The sequence below is a fragment of the Streptomyces sp. NPDC047917 genome, assembly GCF_043204345.1.
In the GTDB taxonomy this organism is placed as follows: Bacteria; Actinomycetota; Actinomycetes; order Streptomycetales; family Streptomycetaceae; genus Streptomyces; species Streptomyces sanglieri.
Window position 1 is genome coordinate 689,369 of sequence record NZ_JBIDCA010000002.1, and the last position, 20,668, is coordinate 710,036.

The following is a 20,668-nucleotide window of genomic DNA, read 5'->3' on the forward strand; positions in this document are numbered from 1 at the left end:
GGGCCCGGAAGGGGCCGTACGTGTGCGATGTGGGGGAGGGCGTCCCGTGCGGGGCGGCGGAAACCGCCCCGCGGTTGGTGGTACGACGTGCTGTCCGGTCAGCTGGGCGGCGCGTCCTTGCGCAGCCGGAACCAGTAGAAACCGTGCCCCGCGAGAGTGAGCAGGTAGGGCCACTTGCCGATGGCGGGGAAGCGCACCCCGCCGATCAGCTCCACCGGATGACGCCCCTCGAACGACCGCAGATCGAGCTCCGTCGGCTGCGCGAACCGCGAGAAGTTGTGCACGCACAGCACGAGATCGTCGCCGTGCTCACGGGTGAAGGCGAGCACGGCCGGGTTCGACGACGGCAGTTCGTTGTACGAGCCGAGACCGAAGGCCGGGTTCTGCTTGCGGATCTCGATCATCCGCCGCGTCCAGTGCAGCAGCGACGACGGGGAGGCCATCGCCGCCTCGACGTTGGTGACCTGGTAGCCGTAGACCGGATCCATGATCGTGGGGAGGTAGAGCCGCCCCGGGTCGCTGGAGGAGAACCCGGCGTTCCGGTCGGGCGTCCACTGCATCGGGGTGCGTACCGCGTCCCGGTCGCCGAGCCAGATGTTGTCGCCCATCCCGATCTCGTCCCCGTAGTAGAGGATCGGGGAGCCGGGCAGTGACAGCAGCAGCGCGGTGAACAGCTCGATCTGGTTGCGGTCGTTGTCCAGCAGCGGCGCGAGTCGCCGCCGGATGCCGATGTTGGCCCGCATCCGCGGATCCTTGGCGTACTCCGCGTACATGTAGTCGCGCTCTTCGTCCGTGACCATTTCGAGGGTCAGCTCGTCGTGGTTGCGCAGGAAGATGCCCCACTGGCAGTTCGCCGGGATCGCCGGTGTCTTCGCCAGGATCTCCGAGACCGGGTAGCGGCTCTCGCGCCGCACCGCCATGAAGATCCGCGGCATCACGGGGAAGTGGAACGCCATGTGGCACTCGTCGCCGCCGGCCCGGTACTCGCCGAAGTAGTCGACGACGTCCTCCGGCCACTGGTTGGCCTCGGCGAGCAGCACGGTGTCCGGGTAGTGCGCGTCGATCTCCTTGCGGACCCGCTTGAGGAAGTCGTGGGTCTCCGGGAGGTTCTCGCAGTTGGTGCCCTCCCGCTGGTAGAGGTACGGCACGGCGTCCACCCGGAAGCCGTCGATGCCGAGGTCCAGCCAGAAGCGGAGCGCGGAGATGATCTCCTCCTGCACCGCCGGGTTCTCGTAGTTGAGATCGGGCTGGTGGGAGAAGAACCGGTGCCAGTAGTACTGCTTGCGCACCGGGTCGAAGGTCCAGTTGGACGTCTCCGTGTCCACGAAGATGATCCGGGCGTCCGGGAACTGCTTGTCGTCGTCGGCCCAGACGTAGTAGTCGCCGTACGGCCCCTCGGGGTCGGTGCGGGACTGCTGGAACCAGTCGTGCTGATCGCTCGTGTGGTTCATGACGAAATCGATGATCACGCGCATCCCGCGCTGATGCGCGGCGTCGACGAACTCCACGAAGTCGGCCAGATCACCGAACTCCGGCAGCACGGCGGTGTAGTCGGAGACGTCGTAACCCCCGTCGCGCAACGGCGACTTGAAGAACGGTGGCAGCCAGAGGCAGTCGACGCCCAGCCACTGGAGATAGTCCAGTTTGGAGGTGATGCCCTTGAGGTCGCCGATTCCGTCGCCGTTGGAGTCCTGGAAGGACCTGACGAGGACCTCGTAGAAGACGGCGCGCTTGAACCAGTCGGGATCGCGGTCCTTGGCCGGGGTGTCCTCGAACGTGTCGTGGACAGGCTCATTGACGATCATGGTGTGGGTGACCCTCCGGTCGGCGGGGACGGTCGCAGGACCACGACGTGCGCGGGCGTGACGCCCGGCTCTAGGCGCACGTAGAAGGTCCTGCCCCAGTGATAGGTATCGCCGGTGAGCTCGTCGCGCACCGGCACGCGCTCGTGCCGGTCGAGGCCGAGTCGCGGCATGTCCAACGAGACCGTGGCCTCGTGGGTGTGGTGCGGGTCGAGGTTGACGACCACCAGAACGATGTTCGAACCCGAACGCTTGCTGTACGCGATCAACGCGTCGTTGTCGGTGGAGTGGAAGTGCACGTCCCGCAGTTGCTGCAACGCCGGATTGCGCCGCCGGATGCGGTTGAGCGTGGTGATGAGCGGGGCCAGCGAACGGCCCTCGCGCTCCGCCGCCTCCCAGTCCCTGGGCCGGATCTCGTACTTCTCCGAGTGGAGGTACTCCTCGCTGCCGGGCCGGACCGGGGTGTTCTCGCAGAGCTCGTAGCCCGCGTACACACCCCAGGACGGGGAGAGCGTCGCGGCGAGCACGGCCCGCGCCTCGAAGGCCGGGCGGCCTCCGTCCTGGAGATATCCGGACAGGATGTCCGGGGTGTTCACGAAGAAGTTGGGCCGCATGCAGGAGGCGGCTTCGCCCGACAGCTCCGTGACGTATTCGGTGATTTCATGCCGGGTGTTGCGCCAGGTGAAATACGTGTAGGACTGCTGGAATCCGATGGACGCGAGCGTCTTCATCATCGCGGGCCGGGTGAATGCCTCGGCCAGGAAGATCACATCGGGATCGGTGCTGTTGATGTCCGCGATCACCTTCTCCCAGAAGATCACCGGCTTGGTGTGCGGATTGTCCACGCGGAAGATCCGCACACCGTGATCCATCCAGAACCGCAGAATGCGCACCGTCTCGGCGACCAGTCCGCCCATGTCCTTGTCGAAGGCGATCGGATAGATGTCCTGGTATTTCTTCGGCGGATTCTCGGCATAGGCGATCGTGCCGTCCGCGCGATGGTGGAACCACTCCGGATGTTTCTCCACCCAGGGATGGTCCGGAGAGCACTGGAGCGCGAAATCGAGAGCGATCTCCATACGCAGATTCCGGGCGGTCGCAACGAAATGATCGAAGTCGTCGAGGGTGCCGAGAGCGGGGTGCACGGCGTCGTGACCGCCCTCGGCCGAGCCGATCGCCCACGGCACCCCCACGTCGTGCGGGGCGGCGGAGAGGGCGTTGTCGGGGCCCTTGCGGTGGGTGGTCCCGATCGGGTGGACCGGCGGCAGGTAGACCACGTCGAAGCCCATCGCGGCGACCGCGGGCAGCCGTTCGGCGGCCGTGCGGAAGGTGCCGCCGACGATCCTCGTCGGGACCTTCGCCGCCTTCCCGGTCCCGCCCCTGCGCCTCGCGGGCGGGGCGGCCCGCTCGACCACGGCGCCCTCCGAGCGGGGGAACAGCTCGTACCAGGAGCCGAACAGGGCCCGCCGGCGCTCCACCACCAACGGCAGTGGCCGGGACGCGCTGACCAGTTCGCGCAGCGGGTGCCGGGCGAGCGCCGCCAGTGCCTCGGGGGCGAGCGCCGCGGCCAGCCGGGCGGCGGCCGGCCGGGACTCGTCGCGCAGCGCGTCCACGGCGGCCAGTACCGCCTCGCGCCCGTCCCGCTTGGGTACGCCGCCGGCGGCCCGCTCGTACAGCCCGGCGCCCTCCGCCAGGACGAGCGCGGTGTCGATCCCCGCCGGAATCTTGATCCCGGCGTGCTGCCGCCAGGTGGCGACCGGATCGCTCCAGGCCTCGACCGTATACGTCCAGCGGCCCTCCGAGTCCGGGGTGACGTCGGCGCCCCAGCGGTCGGTGCCCGGGGCCAGCTCGCGCATCGGTGTCCAGGGGCCGGGGCGCCCGCCCGGGTCCGTCATGACCACATTGGCGGCGACGGCGTCATGGCCCTCGCGGAAGACGGTCGCGGTGACCTGGAAGGTCTCACCGGCAACGGCCTTGGCGGGCCTCTGGCCGCAGTCGACGAGGGGACGGACGTCGAGTACGGGAATGCGACCGATCATGGAATCACCTGGGGACTGGGCCCGGGACTGGGGCTCGGGCCGAACGGGACGCGGCACAGCGGCGGAGGGCGGAATACGCGCACCGCGACCGATGGGGTGCGTCCTTTCTAGCTGCTCGATTGACGGCTGACCGTGTGTGGGCATGGCCGCTCCTGTCCGCATTCACTCGAATGGCAGTCGAATGGGCGGGGCACGGGTATGTTTCGCGGATGTCAACCGGGTGAAAACCGGCCCGCGGATGCCTCGCATTCGTGCTGCATCCGGGCGTCGTCCATGCGGCACCCGGAGCGCACTCGGGCTGTGTACCGGAGAAGCCTTCCCGCGATTCCCGGTGGGCCGATCCGGTGGTTTGTCAAATACTCGGGTGTTTCTGTGACGACCTGTCCGTGTCGGGCGCCGCCCCGAGTTTCCACGGGCCCGCCGGTGCCCTTCCGGACGCCACTGGGCAGCTTTCCCTCTGGTGCGGAGCGCCACAAGAGCGAACGGGGGAAGGGAATCGGCCATTACCTGTGTGGCCGATGTGCCGGAACGGGCGTGGGGGACGCACCGAGGTATGTCCCCTCGGATCCCCGCGTCCCCTGCGAAGGTGGAATACGTGAAGGCCATTCGTCGATTCACCGTGCGTCCCGTCCTCCCCGACCCCCTTCAACCGCTCAGCGACCTCGCCCGCAATCTGCGCTGGTCCTGGCACCCCGAGACCCGTGAGCTGTTCCAGGCCGTCGACCCGGAGATCCGGGCGCCGGCGGAGTGCGATCCCGTGCGGCTGCTCGGTGCGGTGTCCGCGGGCCGGCTCGCCGAGCTGGCCCGGGACGAGCAGTTCCTGCACCGGCTGACCGGGGCGTCCCAGGACCTTCGGAACTATCTGGACGGCCCCAGGTGGTACCAGCAACAGCTGGAGCTGGGCGCCGAACTCCCGGCCGCCGTCGCCTACTTCTCACCCGAGTTCGGGGTGACCGCCGCCCTGCCCCAGTACTCCGGCGGGCTCGGCATCCTCGCCGGCGACCACCTCAAGGCCGCCAGTGACCTCGGCGTACCGCTCATCGGGGTCGGCCTGCTCTACCGGCACGGTTACTTCCGCCAGAGCCTGTCGCGCGACGGCTGGCAGCAGGAGCACTACCCGGTGCTCGATCCGAACGAGCTCCCGGTCGCCCTGGTGCGCGAGGCCGACGGCACCCCGAGCCGGGTGGTGCTGGCCCTGCCCGGCGGCCGTTCGCTGCACGCACACATCTGGCTGGCCCGGGTCGGCCGGGTACCGCTGCTGATGCTCGACTCCGACGTGGAGGAGAACGCACCGGGCGAACGCGAGGTGACCGACCGGCTGTACGGCGGCGGCAGCGAGCACCGGCTGCTCCAGGAGATGCTCCTCGGCATCGGCGGGGTGCGCGCGGTGCGCACGTACTGCCGTCTCACCGGCCACCCGGAACCCGAGGTGTTCCACACCAACGAGGGGCACGCCGGCTTCCTCGGGCTCGAACGCATCCGGGAACTCTCCGGCACCGGACTCGACTTCGACTCCGCGATGGAGTCCGTCCGGGCCGGCACCGTCTTCACCACCCACACCCCGGTGCCCGCCGGGATCGACCGCTTCGACCGCGAACTGGTCGCCCGGCACTTCGGCGACGACGGCGAACTCCCCGGCGTGGGCGTCGAACGCATCCTGCAACTGGGCACGGAGACCTACCCCGGTGGTGAGACCGGCCTCTTCAACATGGCGGTGATGGGGCTGCGGCTGGCCCAGCGGGCCAACGGGGTCTCCACCCTGCACGGATCGGTCAGCCGGGAGATGTTCGCCGGGCTGTGGCCGGGCTTCGACCCGGCCGAGGTGCCGATCACCTCGGTGACCAACGGGGTGCACGCGCCCACCTGGGTCGCGCCCGAGGTCTTCCGGCTGCGCAACCGCTACGGCGGCACGCCCGGACGCTGGGAGTCCGCCGCCGGGGTCCCCGACCGTGAGCTGTGGGAGCTGCGGCGTTCCCTGCGCGCCCAGCTGGTCACCGAGGTGCGTGAACGGCTGCACGCCTCCTGGCGGGCCCGGGGCGCGGAGCCGGCCGAACTGGGCTGGATCGACGGCGTGCTCGACCCGGACGTGCTGACGATCGGCTTCGCCCGGCGCGTCCCCTCGTACAAGCGGCTGACGCTGATGCTGCGCGACCGCGACCGGCTGCGGGAACTGCTGCTCCACCCGGACCGGCCGGTCCAGATCGTCGTGGCCGGCAAGGCCCACCCCGCCGACGACGGCGGGAAGCGGCTGGTGCAGGAGCTGGTGCGGTTCTCCGACGACCCCCGGGTGCGCCACCGCATCGTGTTCCTGCCGGACTACGGGATGGCCATGGCGCAGAAGCTCTACCCGGGCTGCGACGTATGGCTGAACAATCCGCTGCGCCCGCTGGAGGCCTGCGGTACGAGCGGGATGAAGGCCGCGCTCAACGGCTGCCTCAACCTCTCGGTGCTCGACGGCTGGTGGGACGAGTGGTTCGAGCCGGACTTCGGCTGGGCGATCCCGACCGCCGACGGTCTGGCCCTGGACGAGGACCGCCGGGACGATCTGGAGGCGGCCGCCCTCTACGAGCTGATCGAGGACCGGGTCGTGCCGCGCTTCTACGACCTGGGCGGCGAGGAGGGGCTTCCGGGGCGCTGGATCGAGATGGTCCGCCGCACGCTCGGCACGCTCGGTCCCAAGGTGCTGGCCGACCGGATGGTCCGCGAGTACGTGGAGCGGCTGTACGTGCCCGCCGCGCGCGCCCGGCGCGCGCTGGACCCCGGGACGGCTCGCCGGCTCGCCGACTGGAAGGCCCGGGTCCGGGCCGCCTGGCCGCGGGTGGCCGTCGACCACGTGGAGGCCGTGGCGCCCACCGCGGCGGACGGATCGGCCGAGCTGGGCTCGGCACTGCTGCTCCGGGTCAGGGTCGCCCTCGGGGTGCTGGAGCCGGACGACGTGGAGGTGCAGGCGGTGGCCGGCCGGGTGGACGCGGCCGACGCGATCTCGGACGCCCAGGTCTTCCCGCTGAAGCCGGCCGGGGGCCAGGACCTGGAGGGCCGCTGGCTCTACGAGGGGCCGCTCGCCCTCGACCGCACGGGCCCCTACGGCTACACGGTGCGGGTGCTGCCGGCCCATCCGCTGCTGGCGACCGGGGCGGAACTCGGCCTGGTGGCGCTGCCCGCGGAGGCGGCCGTGGACGGTGCGGGTGTGCTGATGCGCTGAGAGCCTGTCGGGTGGCCTTCGATCGGATGGTGGACGCGGTCTGGTGCGTGCGATTCCAAGGCGCCGGGATGTCCTCGTAGCGGAGCTACTCGGACATCCCGGCAACGCGGGAAGCGTGCGTGCCAGGGCGTGGCCGCCCGGTCAGAGGCCACCCGACAGGCGCTGAGCGCCCGCCGGACACGCAACCGCCCGGCAGGGCGTGAGCTCCTGCCGGGCGGTGGTCACCGGGTCATGACCGGTGCGGGGTTCAGAAGGTGAGCTTGAAGCTGTTGATCTTGCCCGTGTCACCCGAGTAGACGTCCTGGACCTTCAGCTTCCAGGTGCCGTTGGCGACCTCGGACGACGCGTCGACCGTGTAGGTGCCGCGGACGTCGTCCGCCGGGTCGCCGGCCGAGGAGTTCTTCAGCCGGTAGGCGGTGCCGTCCGGGGCGACGAGGTCGACGACCAGGTCACCGCGGTAGGTGTGGGTGATGTCCACGTCGGCCTTGAGGGTGCTGGGCGCGTTGCCGGTGACACCGGTGACGTTGACCGAGCTGGTGACGGCCGCACCGCGGTCCGGGATGGCGACGGTCGTCTTGCTCTCGAAGACCTTGCCGCCCGGGTCCGGGTTGCCGCCGCCGTCACGGGTGCCGACGTTGATGGCCGCCCAGGCGTTCATGACGGCCTTGTACTCGGCGCTGGTGGTGCCGTACAGCTCACCGGCCACGGCGAGGGTGCCGGTGCGGGCCGCCGCGTAGTTGGTGGTGGAGGTGAACTTGGTGGAGAGCGCCTTGAACCAGATCTGCTCGGCCTTGGCGCGGCCGATGCCGGTCACCGGGAGGCCGTCGGAGGTCGGGGAGTCGTAGGAGACCCCGTTGATGACCTTGGCGCCGCTGCCCTCGGAGAGCAGGTAGAAGAAGTGGTTCGCCGGGCCCGAGGAGTAGTGGACGTCGATGTTGCCGATGCCCGAGTACCACGCGTCCTTGGACGCGCCGTCCTTGCTCGGCTTGTCCTGGTAACGCAGCGGGGTGCCGTCACCGTTGATGTCGATCTTCTCGCCGATGAGGTAGTCGCCCACGTCGCTGGAGTTGTTGGCGTAGAACTCGACCGCGGTGGCGAAGATGTCGCTGGTCGCCTCGTTGAGGCCACCGGACTCGCCGCTGTACACCAGGTTGGCGGTGGCGGCGGTGACACCGTGCGACATCTCGTGCGCGGCGACGTCGAGCGAGGTCAGCGGGGCGTTGTTGCCCGAGCCGTCGCCGTACGTCATGCAGAAGCAGCTGTCCTGCCAGAAGGCGTTGACGTAGTTGTTGCCGTAGTGGACACGGGAGTACGCGCCGACACCGTCACCGCGGATGCCGGTGCGGCCGTGCACGTTCTTGTAGTAGTCCCACGTCTCGGCCGCGCCGTAGTGCGCGTCCGCGGCGGCCGTCTCGGCGTTCGACGGGTTGCCGTTGCCCCACACGTCGGTGGAGTTGGTGAACAGCGTCCCGGTGCCGGAGCTGCCGTGGTTCAGGTTGTAGGTCTTGTGGTTGCCGCGGCCCGTGTCCGTCAGGGTGTACGACGGTGCGGTGCCGAGGGTGACCTGGCCGCTGAACTGGGTGTTGCCGGTGCCGTTCTCGACACCCTGCCACTCGTACAGCTTCGCCCCGGTGGCCGCGTCGGTGATGACGTGCAGCTCGTTGGGGGTGCCGTCGTGCTGGAGGCCGCCGACGACGGTCTCGTAGGCGAGCTGCGGCTTGCCCTGCGCCATCCAGACCACCTTGCGGGGTGCCCGGTCGGCCTCGGTCTTCTTCGAACCGTCGGCCTTGGCGAGGCCGAGTGCCTGCTTCTCGGCCTTGGCGGGCGCGACGTCCGCCTTCAGGTCCACGGCCTTCAGCTGACCGCTGGTCGCCTTGGAGGCCTTGGTGACGCTCTGGGTCGCCCCGGACTTGGACTCCATGACGACCAGGTCGCCGCCGAGTACCGGAAGTCCGGCGAAGGTGCGCTCGTAGCGCGTGTGCGTGGTGCCGTTGTTGTCCTGGACGACATCCCGGACGACGAGCTTCTCCTGCGAGCCGAGACCGAGGTCCTTGGCCGTGTCCGCCTTGCTCGCGTCCGCCTTGCGGATCAGCTCGGCGCGCTGGGACGGGGAGAGCTGCTTGGCCAGGGCACCGTGGTCGGCGCCGGCCGCCGCCGAGGTCGCCGCTGTGGCGCTGCTGGGAGTTGCAGTGGCCGTGCCGGTCTGGACGCCGACGGCTACGAGGGCTGCTGCGGCTATCAGAGCGCCGGTCGCGGTGGCACGACGGCTGGGCGTGGATCTCACGCGGACTCCTTCTGCGAGGGGGGTACCGGCGGCACGGTGAGCCGTCCGGGGTGAGCGAGAAGAGCGCAGAACGGGGTGAAGAGTGTCAGCCGGAAGATGTTCCTGTCAGGAGCGCGTCAACAAGTTGGCCGGATTTCGTTCGTTGCCGGAAACGTCGTGTTCGTTAAGCGGACGTTTCGCCGATCATCACCGCGATGCCGTCCAGCGTCCTCCGGAGCCCGAATTCGAAGAGAATCCCGAGGTCGAGCTCGAACGCCTCGTGTTCGAACAGTGAGTTGAGGAAGGGGTAGTCGCCGCTGGCCGAGATGGCGTCGAATTGTGGCTCGTTTCTTTCCATCCATGCCTCCGCGGAGAGCCCGGTGTCCTGGAGGGCCTGCGATTCCAGCTCGCCTGCCATCGCCAGTCCCTGCACATGGGCGAAGAGCGTGAGGTGGATGTGGAGCTTCGTGTGCGGCGGCAGTCCGGTGCCGGCGAGGACGCGCAGTACCCACTCCGTGTACCGCATCGCGTGCGGGGACGCCGTCGGCCGGGTGAAGGAGGCCACGGCCTGGGCCAGCCAGGGATGGCGCCCGTACACCGACCGCAGCCACCGGGCGGCGAGTTCCAGCCCCGGCCGCCAGCCGTGCGGCACCGCGCCCAGCGGGTGTTCCGCGAACGCCTCGTCCGACATCAGCCGGACCAGCTCGGCCTTGCCCGGCACATGGCGGTACAGCGCCATGGTGGAGGTGGCCAGGACGGTCGCGACCCGGCGCATCGAGACCGCGGGCAGCCCTTCGGCGTCGGCCAGTTCGATGGCGGTACGCACGATGCGCGCACGGCTCAGCGCGGCCCCGCCGCCCACGTCGCCGGGGCCCGGCGCGGCCCGCTCGGCCACGACCGTCCCGACCCCCGGCACCGCCCGCACCAGGCCCTCGCCGCGCAGCACCGACAGCGCCTTGGTGGCGGTCGCCATCGCGACCTCCCACTCCCGGACGATCGCGCGCGTCGAGGGCAGCCGGTCGCCCGGGGCGAGCTCGCCGGCGACGATCCGGCGGCGCAGTTCACCGGCGATCCTGAGGTAGGGCGGTTCGGTCGTCACCGGGGCACTGTACTAGTGCACCGGTGACGGCGTACGCCCCGTCAACCCCGGGAATTCCGGCGGTGGATCGAAGCGGGCCGACCGGTGCACTACGGCACTGTTTGCGGTGTACGCGCGGCGACTGCTGTGCTCCCGCCATGACTTCAGGACCGCACACCCCAGCCCCGCCCGCCCCCGCCCCACCGGAGCCCGCCGCCCCGCGCGCCGGGCGCCGCGAGTGGATCGCGCTGGGCGTGCTGATGCTGCCGCTGCTCTTCGTCTCGATGGACGTCTCCATCCTCTTCTACGCCCTGCCGGCCATCGGCGCGGACCTCGAACCCGGCTCCACCCAGCAGTTGTGGATCCTGGACATGTACGGCTTCGTCCTCGCCGGACTCCTCATCACGATGGGTGCGCTCGGCGACCGCGTCGGCCGCCGGAAGGTACTGATCGCCGGCACGGTCGTGTTCGCCGCCGCCTCGGTGGCCGCCGCCTACGCGCAGTCCCCCGGGGCGCTGATCGCCGCCCGCGCACTCCTCGGCGTGGGCGGCGCCTGCCTGATGCCGTCCACCCTCGCCCTCGTACGCAACCTCTTCCACGACCCCGGGCAGCGGGCCCGCGCGGTCGCCGTCTGGACGACCGTGCTGGCCACCGGCATCTCCGTCGGCCCGGTCCTCAGCGGGGCGCTCCTCGAACACTTCTGGTGGGGCGCCGTGTTCCTCGTCAACCTGCCCGCCATGGCCCTGCTGCTCGTCCTCGCCCCGCTGCTGCTGCCGGAGTCCAAGTCGCCCGCCCCGGGCAGGTTCGACACCCTGAGCGCGGTGCTCTCGCTCGCCGCGCTGCTGCCGCTGATCCACGGCATCAAGGAGCTGGCCGCACACGGCTACCGGCCGCTGCCGGCCCTCGGGATCACCGCCGGACTCTGCCTGGGCCTCGTCTTCCTCCGCCGGCAGGCCGGGCTCGCCCACCCGATGGTCGACCTCGCCCTGCTGCGCCGCCGCGCCTTCGGCGGATCGGTCGCCGTCAACCTGCTGGCCATGGCGGCCACGGTCGGATTCGCCCCGTTCTTCTCCCAGTACGTGCAGTCCGTCCTGGGCAAAAGCCCCTTCGAGGCGGCGATGTGGAGCCTGGTCCCGTCCCTCGGAGTGCTGGTCGCCGCCCCCGTGGGCGGTGCGCTCGCCCGCCGGTTCGACCGCGGATACGTGATGGCCGGCGGGTTCCTCGTCTCCGCCGCGGGCTTCCTCTGGCTCACCCGGACCGGGGTGGACTCGCCGCTGTGGACGACCCTCGCCGGGTCCGCCGTCTACGCGGGCGGCCTGGTCGCCGCGATGACCCTCGCCAACGAACTCGCGCTGGGCGCCGCACCGCCCGAGCGCGCGGGCTCCGCCGCCGCCGTCCTCGAATCGGGCCAGGAGCTCGGCGGCGCCCTCGGGATGGCACTGCTCGGCTCGATCGGCGCCGCCGTCTACGGCCGGGACATGAACGCCGCGGTGCCCGCCGATGTGCCCGACGCGGCACGGGAGACCCTGGGCGGCGCGGCGGCGGTGGCCCGGCAGCTCCCGCACCGGCTGGGGGAGACGGTGCTCGCCTCCGCGGACCGGGCCTTCACCCACGGCCTGGACATGGCCGCGGCCGGTGCCGCCGCCGTGATGGCCGGCGCCGCCGTGCTCTGCGTCGTACTGCTCCGGGGCGTGCGTACGCCGAGCTGAGACCCGCGGCACCGGGCCTCAGGAGGTGGTGAGCACCATCCGGAAGCGGGCCGCGCCGGACATCATCTTCCGGTACGCGGCCTCCGCGTCGGCCAGCGGCACGGCCTCGGTCATCGGGCGGATCCCGTGCAGGGTGCTGAACGCCAGGGTGTCCTGCACGTCCTGCGCGGTGCCGGACGGATGGCCCCGGACGACCTTGCCGGACATCAGCAACTGGTTCGGGCTGATGCCCAGCGGCTCCGGGTCCGCCCCGATGACCACCAGCTCGCCGCGCGGCGCGAGCCCGTCCACGGTCGACGTGATGGCCGCGGAGTTGGCGGCGGTGGCCAGCACCACCCTGGCCCCGCCCAGGGCCTGGAGCGCGTCCGCGACGCCGGGGCCCGCGGTGCTGTCGATGTAGTGGTGGGCGCCGAGCTCCTTCGCGAAGCCGGCCTTGGCGGCCCCCCGGGCGATCGCCACCGTCTCGAAGCCCATCGCGGCCGCGTACTGCACGCCCAGGTGACCGAGGCCGCCGATGCCCAGCACGGCGACCAGGTCGCCCGGCCGGGCGGAACTGCGCCGCAGCCCGTTGAACGTGGTCACCCCCGCACAGCCCATCGGCGCCGCGTCGACCGCCGACAGCTCGTCGGGGATCCGGGCCAGGGCGTCCGCCGGGACGACCACGCTCTCGGCGTAGCCGCCGTCGTACGCCCACCCGGGCACCTTCAGGTTCAGGCAGACCACGAAGTCACCCTGCCGGCAGGGCGTGCAGTGGCCGCAGCTGCCGCCGAACCAGCCCACCGCCACCCGGTCGCCCACCTGCCAGGCGCTCCGCGTGCCCTCGCCCAGTGCCTCGATCCGGCCGGCGATCTCGTGCCCCGGGACCACCGGGAACCGTACGCCCGGCAGCGCGCCGTCCACGAAGAGCGCGTCGCTGTGACAGACCCCGCAGGCGTCCACGGAGATCCGGACGTGCCCCGGACCCGGCTGCGGCACCGCACGCTCGACGATCTCGAAGGGGCCGCCGGCGGCTGCGGCCTGCGCGGCTCGGTAGGTGCTGGGGACGCTCATCTGGATCTCTCCGGGTCATGGACGGTCGGCCCCCCCCGGACCAGCAGACCAGCTCCGCCCCGCCCGCGCACGCCGGCCAGGGCGGACGGGGCGGGGCGGGGACTTCGGGACGGGGGCCTTCAGGACGCGGACGGCCGTTCGCCGTGCCAGGAGCGCCAGAGCGCGGCGTACGCGCCGCCCGCCGCCACCAGCTCGTCATGGGTGCCCAGTTCGGTGATCCGGCCGTCCTCCATCACCGCCACCCGGTCGGCGTCGTGGGCCGTCTGAAGACGGTGCGCGACGGCGACCACGGTCCGGCCTTCGAGAACGGCGGCCAGCGCCCGCTCCGTGTGCCGGGCGGTCCCCGGGTCCAGGAACGCGGTGGCCTCGTCGAGTATCAGCGTGTGCGGATCGGCCAGCACCACGCGCGCCAGGGCCAGCTGCTGCGCACGGGCGCCGTCCGGCCGGTGCGCCCCGTGGCCCAGATCGGTGTCCAGGCCGTCCGGCAGCTCGTCGGCCCAGTCGGCGCCGACGGCGGCCAGCGCCGCGCGCAGTTCGCCGTCGGTGGCGTCGGCCGAGGCGATCCGCAGATTGTCCCGGACCGTGCCGAGGAAGACGTGGTGCTCCTGGGTGACCAGGACGACATGCCTGCGCAGCCGCTCGGGGTCCAGCCCGGCGACCGGCACCCGTCCGACCGTCACCGAGCCGGTGCGCGGCGAGTCCAGGCCGGCCAGCAGCCTGCCCAGCGTGGTCTTGCCCGCGCCGGACGGGCCGACGACCGCCAGCCGCTCGCCGGGACGGACCGTCAGGCCGACGCCATGCAGCACGTCGCCCCCGCCGTCGTAGGCGAAACGCACGTCCGTCACCTCGATCAGGTCGCCGGCCGGTGCGGGGGAGGCGGCCGGCGGTACGTGCGCCGCCGGGGCGAGACCCTCGATCCTGGCGAAGGAGGCGCTGCTGCTCTGGAGCTGTTCGAGGCGCTGGAGGATGGTGTCCAGGGGCTGCGAGAGCTGCCGCAGATACAGGGCCGAGGCGACCACCGCACCGAGGGTCACCGCGCCGTGGTCGTGCAGTACGCCACCGACCAGCAGGACACCGGCCACCGGGACGACGTACGAGATGTCCACGGCCGGGAAGAGCACACTGCGCAGGAACAGCGTCCTGGTCCGGGTCCGCCGGCACTCCTCGACGGCCTCGTCGCAGGCGGCGACACGGCGCTGCTGAAGCCCGAGCGCCTCGACGGTGCGGGCCCCGGCGGCGGTGGCCGCGAGCTGCTCCGCGAGCGCCGAGTTGGCGCTGCCCTCGGCCAGGTACGCGGTGAGCGCCCGGCGCAGGTACCAGCGGGCGGCGAACCAGATCCCGAGCAGCCCCAGCACCCCGCACGCACCGAGCAGCGGGTCGAGCACGAAGACCGCGCCGAGAACGAACAGCGCCTGCACCGCGGCGATGAGCACCTCGGGCCCGGTGTCCCGGAGCGTGGCCCCGACCATGGCGACATCGGTGGTGCCCCGGGTCAGCAGATCGCCCGTCCCGGCCCGTTCGGCCACCCGGGCGGGCAGCGCCAGCGTCCGGTCGGTGAACTCCTCGCGGATCCGTGCCAGCGTCCGCTCGCCGAAGCGGTGTCCTACGTAACCGGCCCAGCGGACCAGGAGAAGTTGCGCCACGGCGAAGACGAGGATGATGAGCGCCAGGCGGTCCACCGCGGCCACCCCGGCGCCCGCCCCGACCTCGTCGACGATGCGGCCGAGCAGCCACGGGCCGACGAGCCCGGCACCGGCGGCCAGCGCGTTGAGGCCGATCATGGCGGCGAAGACCCGGCCGTCCAGCCGGATCAGCCGGAACGCGGCCCGGAGCGTCCGGGACGGTTCGGCGACGGGCAGGTCCTGGGACGCGGGTCCGGATCCGGTGGTCATCGCACGGCCTCCCTGGACGGCGGGACGGTTCCTTCGTCGCCGGGGTCGTCGGCACCGCGTGACACCAGGAGGCGGTAGCCCGGCTCCCGCTCCAGCAGTTCGCGGTGGCTGCCGACCGCCGCGACGCGACCGTCGACCAGGTAGTACACGGTGTCCGCCCGGTCCAGCAGGAGCGGTGAGGTGCTGGTGACGACCGTGGTGCGGCCGGCCCGCGCCTCGCGCAGCCGGGTCGCGACGGCCGCCTCGGTGTGCGCGTCGACCGCGGAGGTGGGCTCCACCGCCAGCAGCACCTCGGGATCGGCGAGCAGCGCCCGGACCAGCCGGACGCGCTGGCGCTGTCCTCCGGAGAGGTTGCGGCCCTGCGCGTCGACCGGCGAGTCGAGTCCGTCCGGCAGCCCGCGCACGATGTCCTGCGCCACGGCCGCGTACAGGGCCCGGCCGATGGACTCCTCGTCCCGTTCCCGGGCGCCGCCGATCACCTCGCGCAGCGGACCCGCGAACAGATCGGCCTCGTTGTCCGCGACCAGGATCCGCCGGCGCACCTGCGTCAGGTCGATCTCGTCGAGGCGTATCGCGCCCCAGGTCGCGGCCGAATCGGTGAACCGGCCGAGCCGCTCGACCACCGCCGCGGACTGGGACGGCCGGGCACCGGCCAGCGCGGTCAGCCGCCCGGGCACCACCTCCACGCCGGACGCCGGATCATGGAGCGTGGCCGGCTCGCCGGGTCCGTCCGCCGCCGCTTCGCCGCCCGCGGAATCGGGCTCCAGGTCCAGGAACCGGATGACCCGGCGGGTGGCGACCAGTCCGCGGCTGAGACCGTAGCCGCCCTCGATGAAGAACTCGACCGGCACCACGAGCACCGCGGCGTACCCGTAGACGGCGACCAACTCGCCCACGCTGATGGCCCCTTCGGCGGCCATCCGGGCCGCGAGCCAGGTCACGGCCCCGAGGAACAGGGTGGGCAGGCCGACGCCGAGGGCCTGGATCCAACTGGTCACCGCGCCGACGCGGTACCCCTCCGCCCGCAACTCCCGCGAGCCGCGCAGGTAGCGCGCGGCGTACACCTCCTTGCCGCCGATGCCGCCCAGGACGCGCAGGCCACCCACCATGTCCGCGAAACGGCCGGCGAGCCCGCCCTGCCGATCCCGGTACGTCGCCTCGACGGCCTGCAACCGTCCCAGCAGCGGGCCGACCAGCACCGCGAGCAACGGCACCCCGAGCAGCACCACCGCGGCGAGCAGCGGTGACACGGCGAGCAACAGCGCGGCCACGACGAGGAAGGCGAGGACCGCACCCACGCCGGGCCCGGTGATGGTCAGGGTGTGGGCGATCACCCCGACATCGCCGAACCCGATCGTGACGACCTCCCCGGCCGTGACCCGGCGCGGCAGCGCCCCGCCCAGCCGGGTCGAATGCGCGACCACCGCCCGCACGGAACGGAAGGCGGCGTCCAGCCGCACCCTGGTCATCGTGCGGTGCCGCATGATCGCCAGCCAGGCGTTCAGCACCCCTACGCCCAGCAGCGCCGCGACCCAGCCGGCCAGCACGGGCCACCGCCCCGGTTGCAGCCCGTCGTCGATGGCGCGGGACAGCAGGTACGGCGGCAGCGTCAGACAGATCATCCAGGCGCTGCCGAGCAGCGCGCCGGCGGCGATCCGGCCGCGCTGGCAGACGATCAGCCACCACAGGTAGCGCAGGGCGCTGCGGCGGTCGGGTGGGCGTACCGGGTGCAGTGGGCGATTCCTGATCTGGATCCCTCCCCGGGGCCGTGGCGCAACTCCGTCGCGGGCGCCTGCTCCAGGGATCGTACGGACAGCGTGTACGTGCAGTCCGTGTCGGGGACGACCACCAGCAGCGGAGCGCCGCTCTTGATGTGCGCGTGGGAGGCGCGCTGGCACTCGCGGTCCTCGTACCAGGCACGGAGCTCCGCGAGATGGTCGAGGCCGATCCGGTCCGCGATCCACAACGCCTGACCGCCGAGCCACCGCAGCGCGAGCACGGGGGAGATGGTCCGGAAGGTGCCCAGCACGTACCGCACCGTCTCGTCCATGCCGTACACGAGCCCCTCGGCGAGCGCCTCGCACCGGTAACCCGCCTGCTCCGGCCGCCCGTTCACATCACCGGTCACAGGATCCGCCCCTCGCTCCGGGCGTTGCACCGCGACATCTCGGCCCGCAAGCGCTCTATGGGACTCGGCTCCCGCACGCTCCCGGGCTCTGCCTCCCACTCCGTACCGCCGCAGACCGGCCGCAACGACCAGTACGGGCCGGTCACGCCCCGGAACTCACCCACCCGGTCACGACGACTGGTGTCCACCAACATCGTTCCGGTGGAGGGGACTTGTGGGGGCTTCTGCTCGCTCGGGGGGCCGTCTTCCACAGACATGGGCCACTCCTCTCCGTAACGGTTCCGCTACCAAGGGGGATCAGCGTGGCTTAGGATTGGGGAGTCTTCAACTTGCGCCAAATGAGCGGAGAGATGGGACTGCTGGATGGTGAACCGCAAAGAGCTGGACCCCGAAAAATCGCCCGTTGCCCGCTTTGGGCAGCGCCTGCGTCAGTTACGCGACGAGCGCGGCTGGACGCAGGACGAGCTGGCGGATCGCATGGGGTGCTCCGGGACGCATATTTCCGCCGTCGAAACTGGTCGACGGCCCCCAACTCCTCGCTTCGCAGCAAGTGCTGACAGGGCGTTCGGAACGGGTGACCGTCTCGAACGCCAGGGGCGGGCCGTTTGGAACACCGCGATACTTGAGGGCTTCCCGGAGTTCGTGGCGCACGAGGTGCGCGCGGCAGAGATCAGGCTCTTCGAGCTCGGCATCATCCCTGGCTTGCTCCAGACACCGGAGTACGCCGCAGCCATCACCAGGGGTGCCGTGCGGCGTGGAGCGATCACCGAGCAGCAGGCGGAAGAACGGTTGTCGCTCCTCGCGCGAAGGCAGGAGTCATTGCGGCGAACTCCCGCGCCGCTGGTGTACGTCGTCCTCGACGAGAGCTGCATCAGGCGTCCTGTGGGTGGTTCCGGGGTCATGGCGGAGCAGCTGGACCAGCTCGTCGCCTTCGCTGAACTGCCGTCAACCGTCGTGCAGGTGGCTCCGTTCGACCTGGGGGAGCGCAGGGCATTCGACCTGCCCGTGACGCTGCTGAACCTTGCCGACCGGTCGCAGATCGCGTACACCGAGTCGGCGCAACAGGGGTGCTTGGAGCGCGATATGAGGTTCGTGCAGCCGCTGGTAACGGCCTACCATCAGATGCAGGCCGAAGCGCTGTCCCAGGCGGCATCCGTAGCCGTGATCGAGCAGGTACGAAAGGGCATCCCGTGACCACCGAATCCCCCCGCTGGTTCAAGTCCTCCTACAGCAGCAACGGCGGCCAGTGCATCGAGGTCGCTGCCAACCTCGTCGGTTCGCTCGGCGTGGTTCCCGTCCGCGACTCGAAGACTCCTGGCGGCCCGGTGCTGAGCACCTCCGCCGCGTCGTTCGCCTCGTTCGTGGCGGGCGTCAAGGCCGGAGAGTTCGGCGCCGTCTGACCGCCCGGTCAGTGCACGTCGTTGCGGGATTGCCCCATTGCGCCGAGCGCGGTGGGGCTTCTTGCTGTCCGCCGCGACGACGAAAGCCCCCCGTACGCCCGAAAAGATGCACTGCCGACGGAGCCCTCCCGGAATCGGCCATTCTCGCTTTCGGCGCGCATGTTTTCGGCCTTGAGACCTGACGGATTGCGTAGGCGAGATCAATCCCTGCCTAAACGTACTGGCCTCCCTGACCGGCCAGGTAAGAATCCTGATGTCCACCCACGACATCCAGGATCTCGCCGTGGAGGCCGACCACGTCACCGTCCTCAAGGCGGGCCGAATCCTCCAGAACGGCACGGCCGAGGAGTTCCTGGCCAAGACCCCGCCGGACATCGCACCCGGCCGCGCTGCCGAAGCCGCCTACGTGGCAATCCTCGACCTCGACAGCTGTCCGAGCGGCTGACCTCAATACCGGTGTTCCAGCTCTTTCCGCCGGGGACGCGGCGGGTCATTTGCCGAAGCGCCGCTCGCGATTCGCGTACGAGCGCAGTGCGCGCAGGAAGTCCACGTGACGGAACGCCGGCCAGTAGCAGTCCACCCAGTGCATCTCGGCGTACGCGGACTGCCAGAGGAGGAAGCCGGACAGCCGCTGCTCTCCGGAGGTCCGGATGATGAAGTCGGTGTGGTCGGCCGTCGGTGAGTACAGATGCCGGGAGATGTCCTCGATGTCGAACCGGTCGACCAGTTCGGCAGGGTCGCCTCCGGCGGCGATGTGCTCCTCGAAGGCGCTCTTCACCGCGTCGACGATCTCCCGCCGGCCGCCGTAGCCGACCGCGACGTCCACCTTGAGCCCGCCGCGCCCCGCGGTCGAGGCGGCGGCCTCCTTGAGCACCCGGGCACTGGCGCCGGGCAGCATGTCGAGCGAGCCGATCACCTGGACCTCCCAGGAACGGCCCGCGGCCGTGATGTCCCGGACGGTCGCTTCGATGATCTCGATCAGCGGGCCGAGCTGCTCGGCGGGGCGCCCGAGATTGTCGTCGGAGAGCATGAAGAGCGTCACGCGCTCGATTCCGTCGGCAGCGCACCAGCCCAGGAACTCGGTCGTCTTGGCGCCACCTGCCCGGTATCCCTCCCGGACGTCCGTGTGACCCGCCTGCCGGGCCCAGCGCCGGTTGCCGTCGAGCATGATCCCGACGTGCTGGGGCCGGGGCAGCCCCGTCAGCGTGGTGGCCAGTCGGCGCTCGTACACCGCCTCGATCGGCCGGCGGAGGAACAACGGGAGCAGCCTCATGAACCATCTCCATCGCGGTTTGTGAGTGGTCTTCGCGGACCCTACCAGGGGCTTTTCGAGCGGCGGAACGGTCGGCTAGCGCGCGCGGACCGAGGCCTCGACATGGGCGAGTTGGGCGGCGAGGATCTCTTCGAACGCGGCGCGGCGATCCGCCCCGAGGGGACGGACGTCGCGGGCGAAGCGGGCCAGGGTCGGGAAGCGTTCGGGGTCGGCGCCCAGGACCGCCACGCGGAACAGTTCCATGCCCTGCTCGTGCTCTTCGGGGGTGACGGTGCTGACCCCGGCCTCGGAGGCGATCAGCGCGGCGATGAGGACCGCGATCCGGTGGTAGCACGCCGGGATCTCCTCGTCGGGCAGCCCCGACGTGCGCAGCGCGTGCAGCACCTCTTCCATGATCATCCGGGAACCCGTGCCGCTTGACGCGTAGCGCCCCCAGACCGCCGCGAGCTGGGGCTGCCGTCCGAATGCCTCTCTCACATGCAGGGCCAGAGACGTGATGCGCTGCTTCCAGTCCCCCTCGGGGCGGTAGTCGTCCATCGCGGCCAGCAGAATCCGGTCGGCGACCGCGCGCAGCAGCTCGGTCTTGCTGCGGAAGTGCCGGTAGAGGCTGGAGGAATCCGTTCCGAGCGTCGCCGCGAGCTTGCGCACGCTGAACGAATCCGCGTCGCCCGCGCGCAGCAGTTCCGCCGCCGCGTCCAGGATCTCGTCGGTCGACCAACGCCTTCGGGCTGCCATCCCGCTCCTCTCGCCGAATCCCAGCCTACCTGTGCACTTGGTGTTGCACGCACCGCGTGCATAATGAGGACATGAGTGTGCCGGGCGGGCCGGCACG

General features: G+C 71.1%; 16 protein-coding genes. 5 read left to right on the forward strand and 11 right to left on the reverse strand.

Going from position 1 to position 20,668, the window contains the following annotated elements; genetic code table 11:
• Positions 1–98: 98 nt before the first annotated feature.
• Both treS and ACGF8B_RS06745 read right to left on the reverse strand, forming a co-directional pair.
• Positions 99–1,805, reverse strand: a complete 1,707-nt coding sequence (gene treS, locus ACGF8B_RS06740; protein WP_392735377.1) for a maltose alpha-D-glucosyltransferase — start codon at positions 1,803–1,805, stop codon at positions 99–101.
• On the reverse strand, positions 1,802–3,841 hold the full coding sequence (locus ACGF8B_RS06745) for an alpha-1,4-glucan--maltose-1-phosphate maltosyltransferase (RefSeq protein WP_392735378.1): 2,040 nt from the start codon (positions 3,839–3,841) through the stop codon (positions 1,802–1,804). Before ACGF8B_RS06745 ends, treS begins: the two co-directional genes overlap by 4 nt.
• A gap of 595 nt (positions 3,842–4,436) precedes the next feature.
• Between ACGF8B_RS06745 and glgP the strand changes: the two genes are divergently transcribed.
• Complete coding sequence (gene glgP / locus ACGF8B_RS06750) at positions 4,437–7,043, forward strand: alpha-glucan family phosphorylase (protein ID WP_392735380.1); 2,607 nt, start codon at positions 4,437–4,439, stop codon at positions 7,041–7,043.
• A 247-nt stretch (positions 7,044–7,290) separates the two neighbouring features.
• Here glgP and ACGF8B_RS06755 read toward each other — a convergent pair whose 3' ends face one another.
• Positions 7,291–9,327: a M4 family metallopeptidase gene (locus tag ACGF8B_RS06755; protein WP_392735382.1), complete on the reverse strand. Its 2,037-nt coding sequence runs from the start codon at positions 9,325–9,327 to the stop codon at positions 7,291–7,293.
• 163 nt (positions 9,328–9,490) lie between these two features.
• Entirely contained in the window at positions 9,491–10,405 is a 915-nt protein-coding gene (locus tag ACGF8B_RS06760) for a TetR/AcrR family transcriptional regulator C-terminal domain-containing protein (protein WP_392735384.1), read from the reverse strand.
• A gap of 137 nt (positions 10,406–10,542) precedes the next feature.
• On the opposite strand from ACGF8B_RS06760, the gene ACGF8B_RS06765 reads away from it, so the two are divergent.
• A complete protein-coding gene (locus ACGF8B_RS06765; RefSeq protein ID WP_392735385.1) occupies positions 10,543–12,093 on the forward strand; it encodes an MFS transporter in 1,551 nt (516 codons plus the stop codon).
• 18 nt (positions 12,094–12,111) lie between these two features.
• On the opposite strand, the gene ACGF8B_RS06770 is transcribed toward ACGF8B_RS06765, so the two are convergent.
• The 5 genes from ACGF8B_RS06770 to ACGF8B_RS06790 form a co-directional block, all read right to left on the reverse strand.
• Positions 12,112–13,143, reverse strand: a complete 1,032-nt coding sequence (locus tag ACGF8B_RS06770) for an alcohol dehydrogenase (protein WP_392735387.1) — start codon at positions 13,141–13,143, stop codon at positions 12,112–12,114.
• A gap of 119 nt (positions 13,144–13,262) precedes the next feature.
• Positions 13,263–15,035 (reverse strand): ABC transporter ATP-binding protein, encoded by a 1,773-nt coding sequence (locus ACGF8B_RS06775; protein WP_392735389.1) that lies wholly within the window; start codon positions 15,033–15,035, stop codon positions 13,263–13,265.
• Positions 15,032–16,657, reverse strand: a complete 1,626-nt coding sequence (locus ACGF8B_RS06780; RefSeq protein ID WP_392735391.1) for an ABC transporter transmembrane domain-containing protein — start codon at positions 16,655–16,657, stop codon at positions 15,032–15,034. The genes ACGF8B_RS06775 and ACGF8B_RS06780 overlap by 4 nt, the downstream gene beginning before the upstream one ends.
• A gap of 53 nt (positions 16,658–16,710) precedes the next feature.
• Positions 16,711–17,163, reverse strand: coding sequence for a hypothetical protein (locus ACGF8B_RS06785; RefSeq protein WP_392735393.1), 453 nt, complete (start codon positions 17,161–17,163; stop codon positions 16,711–16,713).
• A complete protein-coding gene (locus ACGF8B_RS06790; protein ID WP_392735395.1) occupies positions 17,160–17,420 on the reverse strand; it encodes a hypothetical protein in 261 nt (86 codons plus the stop codon). The genes ACGF8B_RS06785 and ACGF8B_RS06790 overlap by 4 nt, the downstream gene beginning before the upstream one ends.
• 106 nt (positions 17,421–17,526) lie before the next feature.
• On the opposite strand from ACGF8B_RS06790, the gene ACGF8B_RS06795 reads away from it, so the two are divergent.
• The 3 genes from ACGF8B_RS06795 to ACGF8B_RS06805 all read left to right on the forward strand — a co-directional run bounded on the left by ACGF8B_RS06795 (position 17,527) and on the right by ACGF8B_RS06805 (position 19,008).
• Positions 17,527–18,357: a helix-turn-helix domain-containing protein gene (locus ACGF8B_RS06795; RefSeq protein WP_392735397.1), complete on the forward strand. Its 831-nt coding sequence runs from the start codon at positions 17,527–17,529 to the stop codon at positions 18,355–18,357.
• Positions 18,354–18,563, forward strand: a complete 210-nt coding sequence (locus tag ACGF8B_RS06800; protein WP_392735399.1) for a DUF397 domain-containing protein — start codon at positions 18,354–18,356, stop codon at positions 18,561–18,563. Before ACGF8B_RS06795 ends, ACGF8B_RS06800 begins: the two co-directional genes overlap by 4 nt.
• A gap of 253 nt (positions 18,564–18,816) precedes the next feature.
• On the forward strand, positions 18,817–19,008 hold the full coding sequence (locus tag ACGF8B_RS06805; protein ID WP_392735401.1) for a hypothetical protein: 192 nt from the start codon (positions 18,817–18,819) through the stop codon (positions 19,006–19,008).
• A gap of 45 nt (positions 19,009–19,053) precedes the next feature.
• Here the strand turns inward: ACGF8B_RS06805 and ACGF8B_RS06810 are convergent, their stop codons facing one another.
• On the reverse strand, positions 19,054–19,836 hold the full coding sequence (locus tag ACGF8B_RS06810) for an isoprenyl transferase (RefSeq protein ID WP_392735402.1): 783 nt from the start codon (positions 19,834–19,836) through the stop codon (positions 19,054–19,056).
• 75 nt (positions 19,837–19,911) lie between these two features.
• On the reverse strand, positions 19,912–20,571 hold the full coding sequence (locus ACGF8B_RS06815) for a TetR/AcrR family transcriptional regulator (protein ID WP_392735404.1): 660 nt from the start codon (positions 20,569–20,571) through the stop codon (positions 19,912–19,914).
• Positions 20,572–20,668 lie beyond the last annotated feature (97 nt).

Excerpts from the sequence above, each read along its gene's own strand:
- ACGF8B_RS06805 (WP_392735401.1), top strand. The coding sequence starts at position 18,817 with ATGTCCACCCACGACATCCAGGATCTCGCCGTGGAGGCCGACCACGTC.
- ACGF8B_RS06810 (WP_392735402.1), bottom strand. The coding sequence starts at position 19,836 with ATGAGGCTGCTCCCGTTGTTCCTCCGCCGGCCGATCGAGGCGGTGTAC.
- ACGF8B_RS06775 (WP_392735389.1), bottom strand. The coding sequence starts at position 15,035 with ATGACCACCGGATCCGGACCCGCGTCCCAGGACCTGCCCGTCGCCGAA.
- ACGF8B_RS06780 (WP_392735391.1), bottom strand. The coding sequence starts at position 16,657 with ATGATCTGTCTGACGCTGCCGCCGTACCTGCTGTCCCGCGCCATCGAC.
- treS (WP_392735377.1), bottom strand. The coding sequence starts at position 1,805 with ATGATCGTCAATGAGCCTGTCCACGACACGTTCGAGGACACCCCGGCC.
- ACGF8B_RS06795 (WP_392735397.1), top strand. The coding sequence starts at position 17,527 with ATGGTGAACCGCAAAGAGCTGGACCCCGAAAAATCGCCCGTTGCCCGC.
- ACGF8B_RS06770 (WP_392735387.1), bottom strand. The coding sequence starts at position 13,143 with ATGAGCGTCCCCAGCACCTACCGAGCCGCGCAGGCCGCAGCCGCCGGC.
- ACGF8B_RS06815 (WP_392735404.1), bottom strand. The coding sequence starts at position 20,571 with ATGGCAGCCCGAAGGCGTTGGTCGACCGACGAGATCCTGGACGCGGCG.
- ACGF8B_RS06745 (WP_392735378.1), bottom strand. The coding sequence starts at position 3,841 with ATGATCGGTCGCATTCCCGTACTCGACGTCCGTCCCCTCGTCGACTGC.
- ACGF8B_RS06790 (WP_392735395.1), bottom strand. The coding sequence starts at position 17,420 with ATGTCTGTGGAAGACGGCCCCCCGAGCGAGCAGAAGCCCCCACAAGTC.
- ACGF8B_RS06765 (WP_392735385.1), top strand. The coding sequence starts at position 10,543 with ATGACTTCAGGACCGCACACCCCAGCCCCGCCCGCCCCCGCCCCACCG.